This window comes from Lactiplantibacillus plajomi, assembly GCF_005405405.1.
In the GTDB taxonomy this organism is placed as follows: domain Bacteria; phylum Bacillota; class Bacilli; order Lactobacillales; family Lactobacillaceae; genus Lactiplantibacillus; species Lactiplantibacillus plajomi.
This window is the reverse complement of sequence record NZ_BJDZ01000010.1, coordinates 23,899-41,613: the sequence shown is the minus strand read 5'-3', so window position 1 is coordinate 41,613 and position 17,715 is coordinate 23,899. Positions and strand designations below refer to the sequence as shown.

General features: G+C 51.6%; 16 protein-coding genes. 7 read left to right on the top strand and 9 right to left on the bottom strand.

Annotated elements, in window-relative coordinates; all coding sequences use genetic code 11:
* Positions 1 to 130: 130 nt before the first annotated feature.
* A complete protein-coding gene (gene helD, locus FFM82_RS05820; RefSeq protein ID WP_137644932.1) occupies positions 131 to 2,434 on the bottom strand; it encodes an RNA polymerase recycling motor HelD in 2,304 nt (767 codons plus the stop codon).
* A gap of 240 nt (positions 2,435 to 2,674) precedes the next feature.
* Between helD and FFM82_RS05815 the strand changes: the two genes are divergently transcribed.
* The 5 genes from FFM82_RS05815 (at position 2,675) to FFM82_RS05795 (ending at position 7,932) form a co-directional block, all read left to right on the top strand.
* Positions 2,675 to 3,310 (top strand): VTT domain-containing protein, encoded by a 636-nt coding sequence (locus FFM82_RS05815; protein ID WP_137644931.1) that lies wholly within the window; start codon positions 2,675 to 2,677, stop codon positions 3,308 to 3,310.
* A gap of 386 nt (positions 3,311 to 3,696) precedes the next feature.
* Positions 3,697 to 4,638 carry a GrpB family protein gene (locus FFM82_RS05810; RefSeq protein ID WP_137644930.1) on the top strand — a complete coding sequence of 314 codons (942 nt, stop codon included), beginning with the start codon at positions 3,697 to 3,699 and terminating at the stop codon, positions 4,636 to 4,638.
* Positions 4,639 to 4,655: 17 nt separating this feature from the next.
* On the top strand, positions 4,656 to 6,512 hold the full coding sequence (locus tag FFM82_RS05805; protein WP_137644929.1) for a monovalent cation:proton antiporter family protein: 1,857 nt from the start codon (positions 4,656 to 4,658) through the stop codon (positions 6,510 to 6,512).
* Positions 6,513 to 6,579: 67 nt separating this feature from the next.
* Positions 6,580 to 7,236, top strand: coding sequence for a histidine phosphatase family protein (locus tag FFM82_RS05800; protein ID WP_137644928.1), 657 nt, complete (start codon positions 6,580 to 6,582; stop codon positions 7,234 to 7,236).
* 18 nt (positions 7,237 to 7,254) lie between these two features.
* Complete coding sequence (locus tag FFM82_RS05795) at positions 7,255 to 7,932, top strand: histidine phosphatase family protein (protein ID WP_137644927.1); 678 nt, start codon at positions 7,255 to 7,257, stop codon at positions 7,930 to 7,932.
* 75 nt (positions 7,933 to 8,007) lie between these two features.
* Here FFM82_RS05795 and FFM82_RS05790 read toward each other — a convergent pair whose 3' ends face one another.
* Positions 8,008 to 8,328, bottom strand: coding sequence for a DMT family transporter (locus tag FFM82_RS05790; RefSeq protein WP_137644926.1), 321 nt, complete (start codon positions 8,326 to 8,328; stop codon positions 8,008 to 8,010).
* Between the two features lie 135 nt (positions 8,329 to 8,463).
* On the bottom strand, positions 8,464 to 8,901 hold the full coding sequence (locus FFM82_RS05785; protein WP_137644925.1) for an NUDIX hydrolase: 438 nt from the start codon (positions 8,899 to 8,901) through the stop codon (positions 8,464 to 8,466).
* A gap of 87 nt (positions 8,902 to 8,988) precedes the next feature.
* Between FFM82_RS05785 and hflX the strand changes: the two genes are divergently transcribed.
* Positions 8,989 to 10,284: a GTPase HflX gene (gene hflX, locus FFM82_RS05780; RefSeq protein ID WP_137644924.1), complete on the top strand. Its 1,296-nt coding sequence runs from the start codon at positions 8,989 to 8,991 to the stop codon at positions 10,282 to 10,284.
* 52 nt (positions 10,285 to 10,336) lie between these two features.
* Here hflX and FFM82_RS05775 read toward each other — a convergent pair whose 3' ends face one another.
* On the bottom strand, positions 10,337 to 11,215 hold the full coding sequence (locus FFM82_RS05775; RefSeq protein WP_137644923.1) for a TSUP family transporter: 879 nt from the start codon (positions 11,213 to 11,215) through the stop codon (positions 10,337 to 10,339).
* A 300-nt stretch (positions 11,216 to 11,515) separates the two neighbouring features.
* Here FFM82_RS05775 and FFM82_RS05770 point away from each other — a divergent pair, with 300 nt between their 5' ends.
* A complete protein-coding gene (locus FFM82_RS05770) occupies positions 11,516 to 12,841 on the top strand; it encodes an APC family permease (RefSeq protein WP_137644922.1) in 1,326 nt (441 codons plus the stop codon).
* Positions 12,842 to 13,250: 409 nt separating this feature from the next.
* Here the strand turns inward: FFM82_RS05770 and FFM82_RS05765 are convergent, their stop codons facing one another.
* The 5 genes from FFM82_RS05765 to FFM82_RS05750 form a co-directional block, all read right to left on the bottom strand.
* Positions 13,251 to 14,420, bottom strand: coding sequence for a family 8 glycosyl hydrolase (locus tag FFM82_RS05765; RefSeq protein WP_137644921.1), 1,170 nt, complete (start codon positions 14,418 to 14,420; stop codon positions 13,251 to 13,253).
* 18 nt (positions 14,421 to 14,438) lie between these two features.
* Entirely contained in the window at positions 14,439 to 15,737 is a 1,299-nt protein-coding gene (locus tag FFM82_RS05760; protein WP_371852240.1) for a glycosyltransferase family 2 protein, read from the bottom strand.
* Entirely contained in the window at positions 15,730 to 15,882 is a 153-nt protein-coding gene (locus FFM82_RS13520; protein ID WP_170178225.1) for a hypothetical protein, read from the bottom strand. Before FFM82_RS13520 ends, FFM82_RS05760 begins: the two co-directional genes overlap by 8 nt.
* 9 nt (positions 15,883 to 15,891) lie before the next feature.
* Positions 15,892 to 16,758: a GGDEF domain-containing protein gene (locus FFM82_RS05755; protein ID WP_170178224.1), complete on the bottom strand. Its 867-nt coding sequence runs from the start codon at positions 16,756 to 16,758 to the stop codon at positions 15,892 to 15,894.
* Between the two features lie 292 nt (positions 16,759 to 17,050).
* A complete protein-coding gene (locus FFM82_RS05750) occupies positions 17,051 to 17,704 on the bottom strand; it encodes an amino acid ABC transporter permease (protein WP_137644918.1) in 654 nt (217 codons plus the stop codon).
* Between the last annotated feature and the right edge of the window lie 11 nt (positions 17,705 to 17,715).

Genomic DNA, 17,715 nt, shown 5'->3' with positions numbered 1-17,715 from the left:
CCGGTCAACTAATTTAATTATAAATATATTGTTTAAACGATCAATGGCCGTTTCGGTTATTTAAATGAACATTATAACCGCAAAAACACCCTGGGAAGCCCCAGGGTGTTCGTTTCATTAATCATGTTCTTTAAACCGCTTGTTCGATCACGTACCGTTGCGGTTGCACACGGTCGAGCAACGGTGTCAATTCACCGACCGCCACGATGGTCAGTTCGTGCATCGCCCGTGAGCAAATCGTGTATAACAGTTGGCGTTCGTCCTCACGATGGTAATGATCGCGGTTGGCGTTCCAGACGATGACCGCGTCGAATTCCAGCCCCTTGGCTAAAAATGACGGGACCACGATGACGCCCGGTGCTAAACGTTGGTTTTCCGTGCGAATTAAGGTGACCTTCTCGCCACGAGCCTTTAGGGCTTGCGTCAAGCGCTCGCATTCCGCCAGCGTTTTGCCAATAATCGCGGTGGTATCGCGGTCCGAATCGTTAACGGCTAACTGGTCGACAACCTGGTCAACCGCCGTGTCGAAGTCCGCCGCCACCGTGATGTTGGGCAAGTCCCCCTGACGATCAAAGGCGGTGACCGCCTCACCGTTAACCAGAATTTCCTTGGTGAAATCGGTAATCTGTTGGGTTGAGCGGTAGGACTTCGTTAACTGAACGACCCGCGTCTTATCGGGATCGAACATCGTCTCCAGCTCGCCCATCAAGGTGTGGCTGTTTTCCTTAGTAAAAATCGCCTGATTTAAATCACCCAGCATGGTAAAGCGGGCCCGCGGAAAGCTAAATTTCAAGAAGGCCAACTGAAAGGCGTTGTAATCCTGAATTTCATCAAGGAAGACAAAGCGGATATCGCGCTGGCCCTTCTTGCCAGTCATCAAGTCGTGCAGGTACATGTAAGCCGAAACGGTGGTTAACGAAACTTGCCGTTGCTTAATCCGATCCAACTTTGCTTCAACCGCGGCGACCCACTCGTCCTGACTAATGTTAAAGCGCCGCAAGTCCAAAATTTTCGGGACTTCCCGCAGGAAGTGGGCGTACTGCAGGTTAATGCTCAAGAAACGGTTGCGCACAATCTGGGTACGGGCCTTTCCCAGCCGTTGAATGACGATTTTCCGCGCCAGGAACCGGAATTCCTGGTCACCGTTCTTAAATTCACGCGGCTGGTTACCGTATAACTGGTTGATTTCTTCACGCGACAAGTCCTGAACCGCTTCTTCGACCCACTTAGTCCGCATTTCCGCTTCGACCTTACGATTCAAGATTTTGATCAAGGCTTCCTTAGTTGCCGATAACCGGTTTCCCAAGTGATAGTTTTCGTTAAATGAGTAGTAGATCGACTTGATTTTTTCCCGCGGAATCAACACGTCGCCGTCGAGCGTAATGTTACGGAAGCGCATGTCGGCCCGTTCCAAGTGGCGGCCATAGGTGGTGACCGCGTTGAAGAAGGCTAGGCTGCCCTCCAATTGAGTGATTTTGGCCATTGCCGGCGTATTTTCGGTTTCAAAGCGCTGCTGCAAGGTTTCGACCTGCATTCGTGGCAACCGGTACGAAGCGTACTGGTAATACGTCATCTGGACCATGTTTTGTTCACCCAGTTCGGGCAACACTTGGTTAATATAGTCGTTAAACAATTGGTTCGGTGAAAATAAAATGACCTGCCCAGCACTTAAATTGCCGCGGTAACGGTACAGCAAGTACGCCACCCGTTGCAGGACCGACGACGTTTTCCCGGAACCGGCCGCCCCCTGGACAAATAATAGGTCGGAACTGGTATCGCGGATAATCGTATTTTGTTCCTTTTGAATGGTCGTCACGATACTCTTCATCTTAGTAGAGGACTTTTCGTCCAGCACTTCGAGTAACATCGAGTCGCCGACCGCTTCGTCGGTATCGTAGACCGTTACGATGGTCCCGTCTTCGATCATCAACTGCCGCTTTAACTTCACGTCGACCTTCTGGGGACCGTCCGGCGTCTGGTACGTCACCTGACCCAAGCCACCGTCGTAATAAATACTGGAGATGGGCGCCCGCCAGTCATAAATCAAAAAGTGGTCCGGTGAGTCGGAAAACGAACTTAGCCCGATGTAAATCGTTTCGGTCTTCGGTTCGCCGGCTTCGTGAAAGTCCAGCCGGGCAAAGTAGGCGTTCTTTTCGAGCTTTTTCAGCGTCGATAACTGCTTAGTCGCGTGTTGCCAACTGTTCTGCCGTTCATCCAGCATTTGTTGTTGTTGACGCACGGAGAGCCCGGTTTCCATCATGCCTTCATAACTATCGGTCTTAATGTTGACGTCGTTATAAAAGTTGGTTTTAATGTCCGCCTGGTCCTTCTCCGACCGTTCAATGGTGGCGCTTTGTTCGTCTTGTGCCACCTTAATTTTTGCAACCACGTGATCTAAGTGCTCCTGTTCCGAAGCCTTAATTGACTTAGCCATGTAACGCCCTCCATTCTTAAATATCGAACAATAATTTTATCACTATCGCGAGCGTGACTCAATCAATAACCCGTTTAGCAAATCGCTTTCAATGTTTAAGTGTAAAGATTGTTTGAATATTCGGTTAGCATTCAGTAATTAAGGTTGCAATTCGTTTAAGTTTCGGCTGAAAAGCCAAAATCACTAGTTTTCAACGCGCAAGGCGACTAGAATGAACCCAACTTGTTTGGAGGTGTCCGGATGGCCGCATTGATTACCACGTTAACCCACTTAGAACAACTGATTGTCCCGCTGCTAACCACCCTGGGTAGCTGGAGTTACATCTTGCTATTCGCCGTTATTTTCTTGGAAACCGGCATGGTCGTTTTTCCGTTTCTCCCCGGCGAATCCCTAATTTTTCTAGCCAGTACCATGGCGGCCAGCCACGGGGCGACCCTCAATATTCAAATCTTAGTCCCAGTCTTCTTCGTGGCGTCGGTCATCGGCGACACCGTTAACTTTGAAATCGGCCGGCACCTGATTCGCTTACCGTGGTTGCAGCGCCGCCTACCCGCCGATAAGCAACGGCTAGCCCACGACTTCTTTACCAAGTACGGGGCTAAAGCCGTTATGTTCGGCCGTTTCGTCCCGTTAATTCGGACCTTCGTCCCACTGAGTGCCGGCGCGGCGAACATGCCACAACGGTCATTTGCCCGCTGGAACTTAATAGGAGTTGGCATCTGGGTCGCAGTCGGCTGTTCACTCGGCTACTTCTTCGGATCAATTCCGTTCGTGCAAAGTCACCTATCACTCTGCTTCTTGGCCATCATGGCAGCCGCGTTAATTCCGGCTAGCCTGATTGCGTTAGTCAAGCTGATTCGCCGGCGGGTCGCTTAACAATGAAACTACACAAAAACAGTCGGCAAATACCGGCCGTTTTTACGTTTCCATATACTAATAGTCAAAGCGTGGACCCAAAGTCAGCCAACTTTGGGTCCACGCTTTTTAACCTATGTAGTTACTCGTAACCTAAGCTCAACAGCCAGGATACGGCAATCGTCGCGACTAGTAGCCCGCAAAATAATAACATGATGCGGTCGATCCAGTAGTACCATTCACGATTCCGACGCACCGCTTTCGCCCCCTTCCACGGTGTTTCCTATAATATACCGCAACTCACTCACCCAGCCTAGGTCAATCAAAATGGATTTAGCGGTGAGTTATTTCTTTTCAAAAACGGTGAAAAAGTGTACCCTTTCTTTGGAATACTTGGGAGGAACACTATGCAAACTATCGAACTTACCCCGTACCAATCCGTCTGGCGCGACTGGGCTACGCAGGCCGAAACTGACCTAGCTAACCAGCTCGGTGACTTACTGCTCGCTAGCGACCACGTCGGCAGTACCGCCATGCCGCACGTCTTAGCCCGGCCAACGATTGACCTGGCGTTACGCGTCACCGACGTTGACACGGTGCGGACACAACTGGCGCTCAAGCCCGTCAAGGGGACCAATCAAACTTTTACGACGGTGAGTCACGGTCACCCGCTTCAGCTGATTTTGACGACCCGGCAGGCCGATTATGACCAGCTGATTGCCTTTCGTGACTACCTGAACGCCCACCGGACGGACGGCCGAAAGTACACCGCCATCCGCCAGACCGCGGCCGCCACACCGGCAGCTTATTTACAAACCAAAGCCGCCTTTATGGCCGGGATTAACGACAAAGCGCAGGATTGGCTAGCCACCAAGGATCAACACGAGCACCACGATCGCACCGTCCGCGCCGAACTGGTCAACATGTGCCTGATCAGCGACCCGCAAACCGGCAAGGTCGTCGTTGAAAATAAAATCGACGCCCAGTGGCAGGGACTGACCTTTCCCGGCGGTCACGTGGACCCCGGGGAGTCGCAGGTTGCGGCCATCAAACGGGAAGTCTTGGAAGAAACCGGATTAACTGTCCACCAATTAAAGCTGGTCGGCACCGTCACCTGGGTGGAAAACGCTGCTGGCGACGTTTCACTGGGAACACTGTACACCACCAGTGACTTTTCCGGCCAGTTGCTGCCCGGATCGTACGAAGGCGCCATTAGTTGGAAGCCGCTCAGTGCACTGACCGCTGACAAACTCGCACCGGGTGTGGCTGAAATGCTCAAAGTACTGACCGATCCCGCCGCCAGCGAGGCCTTCTGGGGCTTTGACGATACGCAGTTACGCGTTTATTAAAGAATCGAGGTAATTTTATGGATCAAGTCTCACTCGTTATTATTTTATTTGCCGCCCTGCTGGTTCCACTGGTCATGGCCAAATTCAAAATCAGCAGCCTACCGACTGCGGTGATGGAAATCATTATCGGGATTGCACTCGGCCCCAGTATTTTCGGGGTCGTCAGTACGACAACCGCCATTTCGGAATTGTCCACCATCGGGGTGATCGTCCTGCTGTTTCTGAGCGGGTTAGAAATCGACTTTAGCCTGTTCAAGAAACGGCGCACCGCCATGACGCCACTCGAACAAAAGAACGCGGCCAACCTACCGAAATATTCGCCGGTTCGGCTATCCGTCTACGCCTACGGAACGATTGTCATCTTATCGTTACTGTTAGCCGCCGCCTTTAAAGTCAGTGGGTTATTCAGCGATTTCTGGTTGGCCACGATTCTCTTCGGCACGATTTCACTCGGAATCGTCATCGCCGCCCTAAAGGAGAAGGAACTGCTTAGTAAGGCATTTGGCCAAACCATCCTCCTAATCGGGGTCTTCGGTGAACTGGTGCCAATGATGGGGCTAACGCTGTACGCTTCGGTTTACGGTAGTGACTCTAAAAGCTTATGGCTATTATTATTAATTTTAGCGGTCGCCGCCCTGTTACTCTTACGGTTCAAACCGTTCTTTCGCTTTTACCAAAACATCAATAAATCGACCACGCAGTTGGACATCCGGCTGGCCTTTTTTCTAATCGTCACAATGGTGACCGTCGCCGAATCGGTCGGCGCGGAAAACATTCTCGGAGCCTTCGTTGCCGGCATTGTTTTGAAACTCCTCCAGCCCAGTGAAACGACCCGCGAGCGGCTCGACTCGATCGGCTACGGGTTCTTTATCCCGATTTTCTTCATCACGACCGGGGTCGATTTGAACCTGCGGACCCTGCTGACCAGCGGTAAAACGCTGATCTTGATTCCACTATTTTTCTTAGCGTACATGGTTGCCAAGGCCGCCGTTTTCTGGGTACTCAAGTTACGCTTTAAAACCGCGAACGCCCTCGCCGGCACCGCGTTAAGTGCAACCACGATGACGATGGTCCTAGCCGTTTTAAGGGTCGCTAAATCAATGAATACCATTACGGCCGACCAGTCCGGGGCCTTCCTGTTGGCAGCCCTGCTGACGTGCATCGTCTCACCGATGATTTTCAACCAACGCTACTCGGCCGAAAAAGAGGACCTGGTCAAGACTTCGGTCCACTTTATTGGCGCCAACTTAAGTACCGTGCCGGTCGCGCAACAACTAACCAAGGGCTGGTTCAACGTTCAGATGTACACCAACCACGAACAAAATTACCGCACCTACCACTCACAAGTGCCGGTCACGTTAATGGAAGACTTTTCCGCGGCGGACCTTCAAGACGCCGAAGTCTTCGATACCGACATCCTAGTGCTGGGGCACATTGACGCGGAACGTAACTACGAGTTGGCTAAAGTTGCCCACGATTACGGGGTTAAGCGGATCATCGTCCGCTTTGAAGACCGCAACGTGCTAAACGAACACGAAGACGAACTCAAACAACTCGGTATCGAAGTTTATAACACCCCCGAAGCCAACATTACGCTGTTGCGGGCGTTGATCGAATCTCCGTCGACGATGCTGATGCTCAACGATACCGAAAATAGCATTTACGAAGTCCGGGTCTTGAACCACCGTTACACCAACGTTCAAATCAAGAACCTCAGCTTTGCCCAGGACATTACCATCAGTCAGGTCATCCGTAACCGCAAGTTGATCGTCCCAAACGGCAACACGACCATCATGTACGGCGACCGCTTAATTTTTACCGGTTCCAAGCAGGACGCACCGCGCATCCGGCAAGCGTTAGCAACGGCGAACTGATTGCCGCGCGTTTTATGGTAAAATGGTTGCATTGCGATTTAGTCAAGAAAGATAGAGGAGATTTCGAATGGCAACTTTTTCCGTTTATATGATTCGCCACGGCCAAACCTACTTTAATAAGTACCGCCGGATGCAGGGCTGGTGTGATTCACCACTGACTGCCGTTGGGGAAGCCGACGCCCGTAACGCGGGTAAGATGCTGAACGGCATTCACTTCGACGCCGTTTATTCCAGCGACATGACCCGCGCCGTGCGGACCGCTGAATTAATGCTGCCGGCCAGCGGCAACGCCGACCTGACCGTCCAACCGTTAGCCGCCTTCCGAGAAGCCTTTTACGGCTACTTCGAAGGTGACGACACCTCGCAGACCTGGTTCGAAGTCGGGGCGCCGCACCAAGCCCCGACCCTGTCGGACATCATTGCGACTTACGGTATCGAAAAGGCTAAGGACTTCTGTAAGGCTGCCGATCCGTTCCACCAAGCCGAAAATAACGCTGAATTTTGGCAGCGGGTCAACGGTGGCCTGGATACGCTGCGCGCCAACCAGCAAGACGGTGACAAAGTGTTAGTCGTTAGCCACGGGAACACGATCTATAGTATCGCCGCCCGCTTTGCTGAACTAACGTCGCCGGAACGGCCGCAAAACGGCAGCGTCACCAAGTTTACGATTAGTGACGATGCCGTTCAGCTTGATTACATCGGCCGCAAAGACCACCTCGCCTAACGAAGGAGCGTATTCAACATGTCCCAATTTTCCATTTACTTTATTCGCCACGGCCAAACCTATTTCAACTTGTTTAACCGGATGCAGGGCTGGTCGGACTCCCCGTTGACCGACTACGGTAAGCAGATTGCCACGCAGGTTGGTGAAGCACTGCAAGCCGTGCCGTTCGACGCGGTTTACGCCAGTGATTCCAAACGGGCGGTTGACACCGCCCGGCTGATTCAGGAAGCTGCCGGCCAACCGAACGTGCCGTTCAACACCCTGATGAACTTCCGCGAAGTCTTCTACGGCTATTTTGAAGGTGGCGACTCCAGCCGCACCTGGTCGTTAGTCGGTCGCCAGTACGGCGTTAACAGCCTGCACACCTTACTCACGAAGATCAACATCGAGGAAACCCGGGACCTGATGAAGACCATCGACCCGTGGCACGAAGCTGAAGACAACGTGGCCTTCTGGCAACGGCTGGACGCCGGCTTTGACTACCTCAAGGCCCACCATGATCATCACGAAAAGGTCCTGGTCGTATCGCACGGCACGACCATCCGCAGTATCGCCGCCCACTTCGCCCCCAACTTAGACATCAGTCGCGGGCCGAAAAATGGTAGCCTGACCCGGCTCGACGTTGACGGCGACCAAATCAAGCTGGTGACCTACGCCAAGGAACTCGTCCCAACGGTGGCCAACGCCCACTCATAATCATTATTGAACAAACAGAAGCGCAGCTAACCGAAAAGTCGGTTAGCTGCGCTTTTAACATCTCTCGAGGCCGGTTTAATTACTCGTCGTCAGCTTAATGCCAACGATGCCGATGACTAGCAAACTAATGAATACCCAGGTCAGCGGTGCAATCGGTTCCTTAAAGAAAACTAAGCCGACTAAAATTGCGCCGACCGCGCCGATGCCGGTCCAAATTGGGTAAGCAATGCTTAACGGTAAGTGCTTCGTTGCCAGCGCCAGAAAGCCGAAACTCAAAATCATCCCAACCACGGTGGCCACCGCGTAGCCGAAATGACTGAACCCGTTACTTAGTTTCATCATCGTCGCCCAAACCACTTCAAAAATTCCGGCAATAACCAAATAAATCCACGTCATGTCCAGTTCCTCCTAAAAAAACCGGCCAACGGATACCCGCTCCCACTAAGACCTAAGGAAGCGGACACACGTTGTCCGGCGACAATTTTTTATTCAACGGCACCCACTGTAACAAATCCCACCTTGACCGTCAAGTTAGCGGCCTAGTAACATCCAGCGGGTCAACGGGGTCAGTGGTTCCGGCAATGCGGCCAAGTCAAAGAACTTAGCCGTGCTAGTCTCGTCAGTCGCTTGTACCAACTTACCGCCGCGGGTGGTCGCCCGGTACAGGGTAGTCACGCTATCGATGACGTCGCCGTTCGGGTACTGGTAGTGCATCTTGGGACCGCTAAAGACATCGATCAGCGTCAGGTCGCCGACCGTTAAGCCGGTCTCTTCCTTTAGCTCGCGCCGGGCGGTTTGCTGAACACTTTCTCCCGGTTCGGTCGACCCCGCCGGTAAACCCCAGCAGTGATTATCCGTCCGATAAACGAGCAACACTTGACCAGTCGAATTTTGCGCCATGATGGCCGCCCCGGCAACCACTAGCGGTTGGTGACCAACCAGTTGCCGTAATTTCAATACGTATCCCATTTATCCGTCCCCCTAGTGCGCTAAAGCGCAATCTTTAGTACTCACATGTTATACTTAGCATAACTATAACACGTCAGGAGTGATTGAATGTCCGAAACTAACGCTAGTCACGTTCAAGAAGTTATTATCGCCGGCATGTCTAAAACGGTGCCCAATTACGCGTACGCCATGTCCGAATTGGAAGCACTCGTGGAAGCCAATAACATGCACGCCGCTTTACGAATTGACCAGGGGCTTGAAAAACCCAACCCGGCCACTTTCTTCGGTAAGGGGAAAGTGGTTGAAATCAAGGAATTGGCTGAAAGCCACGACCTAAACGTCATGGTGATCAACGCCGACTTAACGCCGAGTCAGGTCCGCAACTTGGAAGAACAAACCGGGGTGCAAATTATTGATCGCACCGGTCTAATTTTGGAAATTTTCGGTAACCGGGCCCGCAGCAAGGAAGCCAAGTTACAAGTTAAAATTGCCCAGTTGCAATACCAACTTCCGCGATTACGGACCAGTATTTCGAACCGGTTAGACCAACAGGCCGGCGCGGCAGCCGGTGGTGGCGGTGGCTTTACCAACCGTGGTTCAGGTGAAACCCAGCTTGAATTGAACCGGCGGACGATTCAGGACCGCATTAGTCACGCAAAGCACGAATTGAAGGAATTGAATAAGGATGAAGAGGTTCGGCGCGCCCAACGCGACCGCGCCGGGTTACCAAACGTGGCCCTGGTCGGTTACACCAACTCGGGTAAGTCGACGACCATGAACGGGCTAGTCAAATTATTCGGTAAGGGTGAAGACAAGCAGGTCTTTGAAAAGGACATGCTATTCGCGACCCTCGATACCAGTATTCGCCAGTTAACGTTCCCCGACAACAAGCAACTACTACTAAGTGATACCGTCGGATTCGTCAGCGACCTGCCACATAACCTGATCAATGCGTTTCGCTCGACCTTATCGGAAGCGGCCAACGCCGACCTGTTAATTCAGGTCATCGACTACGCCGACCCGCACTACAAGGAAATGATGGCAACCACTGAAAAGACCTTAAAGGAAATCGGCGTTCACGACGTACCGATGATCTACGCCTTTAACAAAGCCGATTTAACCGAGGCCGACTACCCGAACCAACAGGAAGATCAGTTGATTTACGCGGCCAAGGACGAAGCGTCCTTGCAAGCCCTCACCAAGATGATCAAGGCCAAGGTCTTTAAGGACTACGTCACGACCACCCTGCTGATCCCGTTCAGTGACGGGGACGTGGTGGCCTACTTAAACGACCACGCCAACATCCTCAAAACCGACTACCTCGCCGACGGGACCCAACTCAAAGTTGAGTTGAACAGCGTCGACGCACAGCGGTACGCCAAGTACGAAGTTACCCCAGCATAAACGTAAATAAAAACGCTGTCAGAATGCGATTCTGACAGCGTTTTTTGCTATTTTACAGTTGATGTTTACGCCGCACCGCTGCCTTGGCGAGTGACCCGGCCGTCCATAAACTCACGAGCACGATCAGCCAACTCAGCGCGTTGAGTGATAGCGAACGCACTACCGTCGCCGCAATGATCACACCAATGATGCCACCGAGGATGATCCCGAAAAGGCCGCGGTAAGCCACGCGATCGTGGCGAATAAAATTGACCGCCGACACCGGCATTAACAGCGCACAGGAAAGCATCATAATCGGGAAGGCGGCAATCGGCGTTAAGCCCAGAAAATACATCATTACCATGCAGGGGGCGTACAACCCGACCCCGGCCGCCATCAGTAAACCTAAAATAAAATTACCAACGGTCCCGATCACCAGCGCCCACCCCCGCAGGCCGGTCGCCTGGTTGGTCGCACCAAGTAAAGTTGTCCAGCCTAACAGTTTGGCGGCCATCAACAGCGCCGTTAACACCAGGGCCACCGCCATAATCACTTGAATGCGACGCTGATCAAGTTTCGTCATGACTTCACTACCGAGTAGCGCACCAACCGTTGCAGCTGCCACTAACGCGACTAGCGTCAACGGATCGACCCGCACCGCGGTCACGAAGAACAACGCTTCGACCGCCGTGGGAATCGCGTGCATCGTATTTAGCGTTCCCGGTAACCGGCGTTCGTCGTCCAGGTAGTGACTGACTTGAAAAATCGCGGTGGAAGTCACAAAACTACCGATTCCGAGTGTGTCCAAGAAGTCGGTTAACGCCCCGATTCCAAGCCCCCAGCCAAAACTGGCGTCCACTAACCGCACCGCTTGTCGTTTTGCGCCTCTTACTAATAACAAGAATAATCCGCAACTAATCATCACTAGGATGATTGAAATTGCTAGTACCATAAAATCCCTCGCTCTCTTAAGCGTACCGTTGCATTATACACGCCTTTGGCACTAACACCAACGATTTTTCACGCACTTTTCATTGCTTTTATAACTATATTTATAAAAGTCGAACGAATCTTAATCAAGACAATCCGTTATAGCTGTTTTAGCGAACTATTTAACGATAAGATTTTAATTAGTTCGTGTTTTAATTAGAAAACACCGAAAAAAGCGCTAAATATAATTGTCAACCCCTCTAATCTCTGCTATGCTAAAACCAATTATTTTTGCGCCATTTGAAAGCGAGGACCAATTTTCATGCAAAAAGCAACTCAAGAAACGACCTTGAACCGTTCGCTCGGCTTCTGGTCAGCACTATCACTCGTCGTTGGAACGGTTATCGGTTCCGGAATCTTTTTCAAGCAGTCATCCGTCCTCGACAGTGCCGGTTCGACCGGCATGGCGCTACTCGCTTGGCTTTTAGGGGGCTTGATTACCCTGACAGCTGGCTTAACCATCGCCGAAGTCGGCGCACAGATGCCACACACCGGTGGCCTTTACGTGTACATGGAGGAAATCTACGGGAAACTTTGGGGCTTTTTGTCCGGTTGGATGCAAATCGCGGTTTACGGACCGGCCATTATTGCGTCGATTGCCGCTTACCTTGGCATTTTGCTGGTTGGCTTTTTCAACCTCAACGGGGTCTGGCAAGCACCGCTCGCAATTGGCGTCATTGTACTCATCGGGATTTTGAACATGTTTGAAAATCGCTGGGGCGCCGCCTTTCAAATCGCAACGACCCTCGGTAAGTTACTCCCGATTGCCGCCATCATCATTTTTGGCCTGTTCTACGGTGACCAGGACGCGTTCGGCCAATCCTTAAAAACGGTCAGTCAGTCGACCGGTAGTTTCGGGGTGGCGGTGCTGGCCACGTTATTCGCCTACGACGGCTGGAGCCTGGTCGCAAACTTGGGGGGCGAAATCAAGAACCCGCAAAAGCTATTACCGCAAGCCATTATTTTAGGTATTTCGCTCGTCTTAATTGCCTACACCTTAGTTTCGTACGGTATCTTGCACTTCGTGGACGCCAACACGATTCACCGGCTCGGTCAGCAAACGACCGTTTACTTCGCCAACGCGGCGTTCGGTACGATTGGTGGACGGCTATTAAACATCGGGATCATCGTCTCGATGGTCGGCTGTTTGAACGGGAAAATCATGACCTTCCCGCGGATCGTCTACGCGATGGCGGAACGTAACCAACTCCCATTTTCAAAACAATTAAGCTACCTGAACAAAAAGTCGCACGAACCGATTGTGGCCACCCTCGTGATTCTGGTTTACGCCAGCATCATGATCCTCTTCTTCAACCCCGATCGCCTATCGGACCTTTGTATCTTCACCGTTTACTGCTTCTACGTGGCAACCTTCGTCGGCGTCTTCCTATTACGCCGGCGCAACCGCGACTTAACGCGACCGTTCTCAACCCCGGGTTTCCCGGTCACCCCACTGATTGCAATTCTCGGCGCCCTCTTCGTGATTATCAGTGAAATCGGCTCCGACCTCCCTGGGGTCGCCCTCTCGCTAGTCATCGTGGCCATCGGGATTCCGGTGTACTATTGGAAGAGCCGCACAAGTAATTAGTTAGAACAATCAACAGCGTCTGTGATTCAAGTCACAGACGCTGTTTTGTAATCATTCAAGCCCCGATTGTGGAAGGCTTTCCGCCTTGCCGGTTGGTCCTAAAGCAGCTGGAACGTGGCGGACACGACTTTAAGCCAAGTCCCTCTTTTGATCTGTCATCATAATCAATAATGCGCTTTGGTATCATTGCTGGTTAACGGGAACTGTTCAGTCATAATCGGTCTTTTTTAGCTTGCCTGTCACATTCGAAGTCCAAAAGTCTACGTTTAATTATTAGCGAACAGACTCTCAATTTCAAAAAGTCCTGTAAAATCAGTTTGATTTTACAGGACTACGCTTAATATGCTTGCTTCTCCGCAAATTAATCATTGCGCCGTGCGCCAACTAACCGACGTTGAGCGCACGCGCTTTACTTGGTATTGATTGAACCGCTTGTCAGGAGGGTCACCATGTGAATCGTCGCCGGGTAATAGCCCTGCTTAACCAACTTCTTGCTGAGTTCCGGCGCGTAGCGTTCACTCAATTGGTGGTCATTGGTCGCGTAGGCGGCGTAGGCTAACGGCGTGGTAAACGCGGCGTTATCGTAGCTTTCCAGCGGCTGGCCGGTCAACGAATACACGGTTCCTAACTGTTTTTCATGTTTAAAGAACCGCAGCATCTTCTTCACGATTTCGTAACTGACTGGGCTTTGACTCATTTGATAGTCGTAGGCGACCCGCCACGGAATCCGGCAGGCGTTGAAGCCGTACTGGTGATCGTACTCGGAATCGACCTGCTTGGGTTCGACCGTCCCGAATTTGAGTTGCGGACCCGACACGGTGACGAAGTCGGCCATTAGCCCACTGGCGTGTTGACTACTGAGTTGTTTGAGGGCCCGCTGGCTATTTTGGGCAACCCGCGTCCAACTACCATCCTTGGTAAACGCCGCAAATTTACGGAAATAAGCCGTGATCAGGTCGGACGGACGTAATAAGTCGCGAAAACCAGACTTGGCGGCCCAGTCACCGACTTGTGGCAACTTCGTGACCGGGTTAATTTCCCGTTCACCAATGGCCGCAATCAACTTGCGGGCCAGCTTAGCGTAATTCAACGCGCCGTCACTACCCCACAACTCGTCCGCCAGAATAAGCGCGTAGGCGATGTCCAAATCGCCATCGGTCGCACTGGATTGCTCACTGCGCCCACTCACCATCTCGTTACCGTGCCGGGATTGGCGCCAGGCCATCAACGGGTTATCCGCGCTAATGCGGTGCGCCAAGTAGTAGCGGGTCAACTGGTCAAAGGTCCGCCGGTCATCCAAATCTTGTTGGGCGGCGAATACCGCAATCAACATACCGTACCCCTGCGCTTCCGATAAGGTCTGGTAGTGCCGTTCGGCGCCGTTGGTGACCACGAACTTGGCCTGGTCGCTCCCCTTCAAATACGTCTTTTTCCAATTATGATAGTGGGTCTTGACCATCCGGTGCTTAACCGTTTCGGTCGCTTTCGGGGGTTGGTTGACCCAAACGACCCCGCCGATGACCGCCGTCACGATTAAGATGAGCCCAGCTATTAGCCATTGATACCGATGCCGTTTCACATTTTCCCTCCTGCTTGCTTAGAAGCGTTCCGTCTTATACCACTTCGTCTGGTGGTGACCACTCAGGCGATCCCGCACCATATCAACCAGCGCCATTACCGAAACAACGATAAATAGCTGGGCGTAAGTAAAATAAGCGACGACGGTGTAAATAAAGTTGGTTACAGTTGCCTGACCGTAATCACTCGCCAACGCAATGTTCATTTGCAATAAGTATAAATAAAACATCAAAATCCAGTTGATCAGGAACAGGTAGGCTAACGGTCCGTTCAGTGATACCAGGCTACCCACTTGCGGCACCGCCCAGTGAAGACCGAGCAAGCCGGTATTGATCACGAATAGAACGTTCGAACAGACAATCGCCACGCTAAACCAAAAGTACACGCAGAGGTAGTACACCAACTCTAACTTGACCCGCCACGGTGTGTGATCAAATAAATGACCCAGATTTTTAAGAATCACGACATAGTTACCGCGCGCCCAGCGCTTGCGCTGATGATAATACGCAAACAAGGTTTCCGGTTCCTGCTGAAAGGCCTCCGCACGGTGCGCTAACGCGATTAACTTGCCGGCGCGCATCAACCGAAACGATAAGTCGGTATCCTCCGTCAGCGCACCGTTTTGCCAACCGCCCAGTTCGGTTACCATCCGTCTATTAATGATGAAGTTCGTTCCTGGAATCCGGCCAATCTTGAACAGTTGCCACATGCCGGTATGCTGAATTCGCTGCGTACAAATGATTTCTAAATTAATACAACGGGTCAAAAAGTTTTGTTGATAGTTCCGGGTTTTGTTGCGGCCGAACGCGGCGGCGTAGCGTTCGGGATTTTCCAAGACCTTTTGCACTAAGAAATACAGTGCCCGCCGCTCCGGGGCCGCGTCAGCGTCAAACACGCAGAGATAGTCGCCCCGCGCCACCTTCAACGCGTCGTTCAGCACCCCGGCCTTACCACCAGTCCCCCGCCGCTCAATCACCCGTAAGCACCGGTTTTGAAATTCCGGTTGGGTTTGCAATGCCCGCACGCGCGCCGCCGTCTGGTCCGTACAATTATCCGCGTAGACCAATACTTCCACCGCTGCGTGCGGGTAGGCCATGTTTAAAATGGCGCGGACGGTGGCTTGGATCACCTTTTCTTCGTTATGAGCCGGAACGACGACCGTGACTGACGGCGTCGTAGCTAACGGCACTAAGTTACTCAGGCGTTTCGACCGTAACTGCTTTACAATGAAGCTAACCCCGCCAATAACCGTTACAATAGTTATTAACAGCGAGAGCCAAATACTGATGATGGCCGCAATGTAGAGATAATTAATCACCGGCCTCATCCTCCGAATTAAACCGCCGCACCGTTTTAATGAAAATGTGCCACCAAAATAGGCCCAGCACACTCACACTTACGGCCAGCAGTAGCGTCACTAGCCAGCTGACCGGCATCAGCCACGCAAAATTTGCTAAAACCATCCCATCCCCCTATACGTATTCCTTAACAATATCCGTCTCCGCGTTACGTTCCAGCTGCGCTAACGCACTGGCTAGCGTACAGTCGCGGGCGTGTTCCGGCGTTGCCACCGTCAGCTGCCCCGTACGCAGGACTAACGCCGTCTGCTCCAATCCCAACTCAACGGCCAGTCGGTCCAAGCGCTGCTTCAATTTTTGCCGTAACAACGGTGCCTTGACCTGGTTCAACATCGGCGATAGGATAATAAACTTACCGTTACCGACATAAAATAAACGGTCTTCCTTAAAGAGCAAGGTGGCAACGTGGTCGGCCGTCGTCTTTAACAGTACGTTGAGCCGCTCACTGCCCAAGAAGTTGACGACGTTTTCCAAAAAGTCGATTTTGACTAACGTCAGGGTAAAACGGTAATCGCGTTCGTGGTAAAACACCAGTAACAGTTCCCGTTCAACTGCCCGCTCCAGTGCCGTGCGGTTCAAGGCGCCGGTCACAATTTCCATGTCCGGCTTAGCTTGCCGTAAATCAGTCAGCGTGTCGGCCACCGCCCGCCGTTTTAACAAGCGGTGGTCCAAAATATACATAAAGTAGGTCGTCACCGGCGTTACCGTCAGTAGCGCGACACTCCCCCATAAATACAGGTCACGCGTATAACTCATCGCCAGTAGCAGCCCGCCAACGCTCATGCTGACAAACGCCAGGACCGCCCCTAAGATCAAGTAGGTCGTCCGCCCCAACAGTAAGCCTAATAAAAAGGTGCCCGCGACAATGCTAAAATTCACCCACGAGCCCCCGATGACACTTAAATATAACAAGGTGTACTGATAGGCCAAGACGACTAGCATGCCGAGAAAGACGACCGTATCAATTGGTTTACGTTTCATTTTCATCCCCCAAAGGTTCTATTTTAGTGAGTGGCCCGCGAATTCACCCAATAATTACGGTTATTATACTGGAAACAGCACTTTATTTTATTATTAACTTAACGCTCAATCTCACTTCCCGCTTAAAAGGCTTTCTTTTCAACAGTACCCGCACTTGACCGCACCCGACGTCACTCAATTATTAACTAACACCACTTAATTATATTTATAACTAGGCTCAACCATCTCGTAATACCAAAAACGCCCAACCTTGACCGAAGCCGGGGTGGGCGCTGCATTGATTACTGACTTTTTACGCTAAGCGCTTGTCTAAAACTCGTGACAATACCGACAGTGCGTAACAAATAATAAAGTACATTAACGCGATCATCAGGAACATCGGAATAATGTAAGCTGAATTTTGCCCGTAAATTATCTGGGCGTGGTTCAACAGCTCCGGTAACACGATGATCGTGGCTAACGATGTATCCTTTATCAGTGAGATAAACTGACTAACAATCGTCGGAATCGTCTTCTTGATGGCCTGTGGGAACACAATGTGCCACAACGCCTGGACGTAGGTCATCCCGTTAGCACGGGCACCTTCCATCTGACCGGAATCAACGGCCAAAATTCCCGAACGAATGATTTCCGCCAACATCGCGGATTCAAAAATCGTCATCGCCAAGATGGTGGCAAACAGAATACCGGGTTTAAATCCTAGGTGCGGTAGCCCAAAGTAGGTAAAGAAAATAATCAGAATCAGCGGTAAGTTACGGATAATGTCAACGACGAAACCAACGACGGCCGACAAGTACTTGATTTTGACGTAGCGCAGCACCCCCAACACCGAACCGATAATAAAACTGGCAATAATTGAGACCACCGAAACTTCCACGGTGACCCACAGGCCTTCCAGCAAGAAACGCAGGTTGACCCAGGAATAAGCGTCAATAAAATTTTGCATGCGAAAGCCTC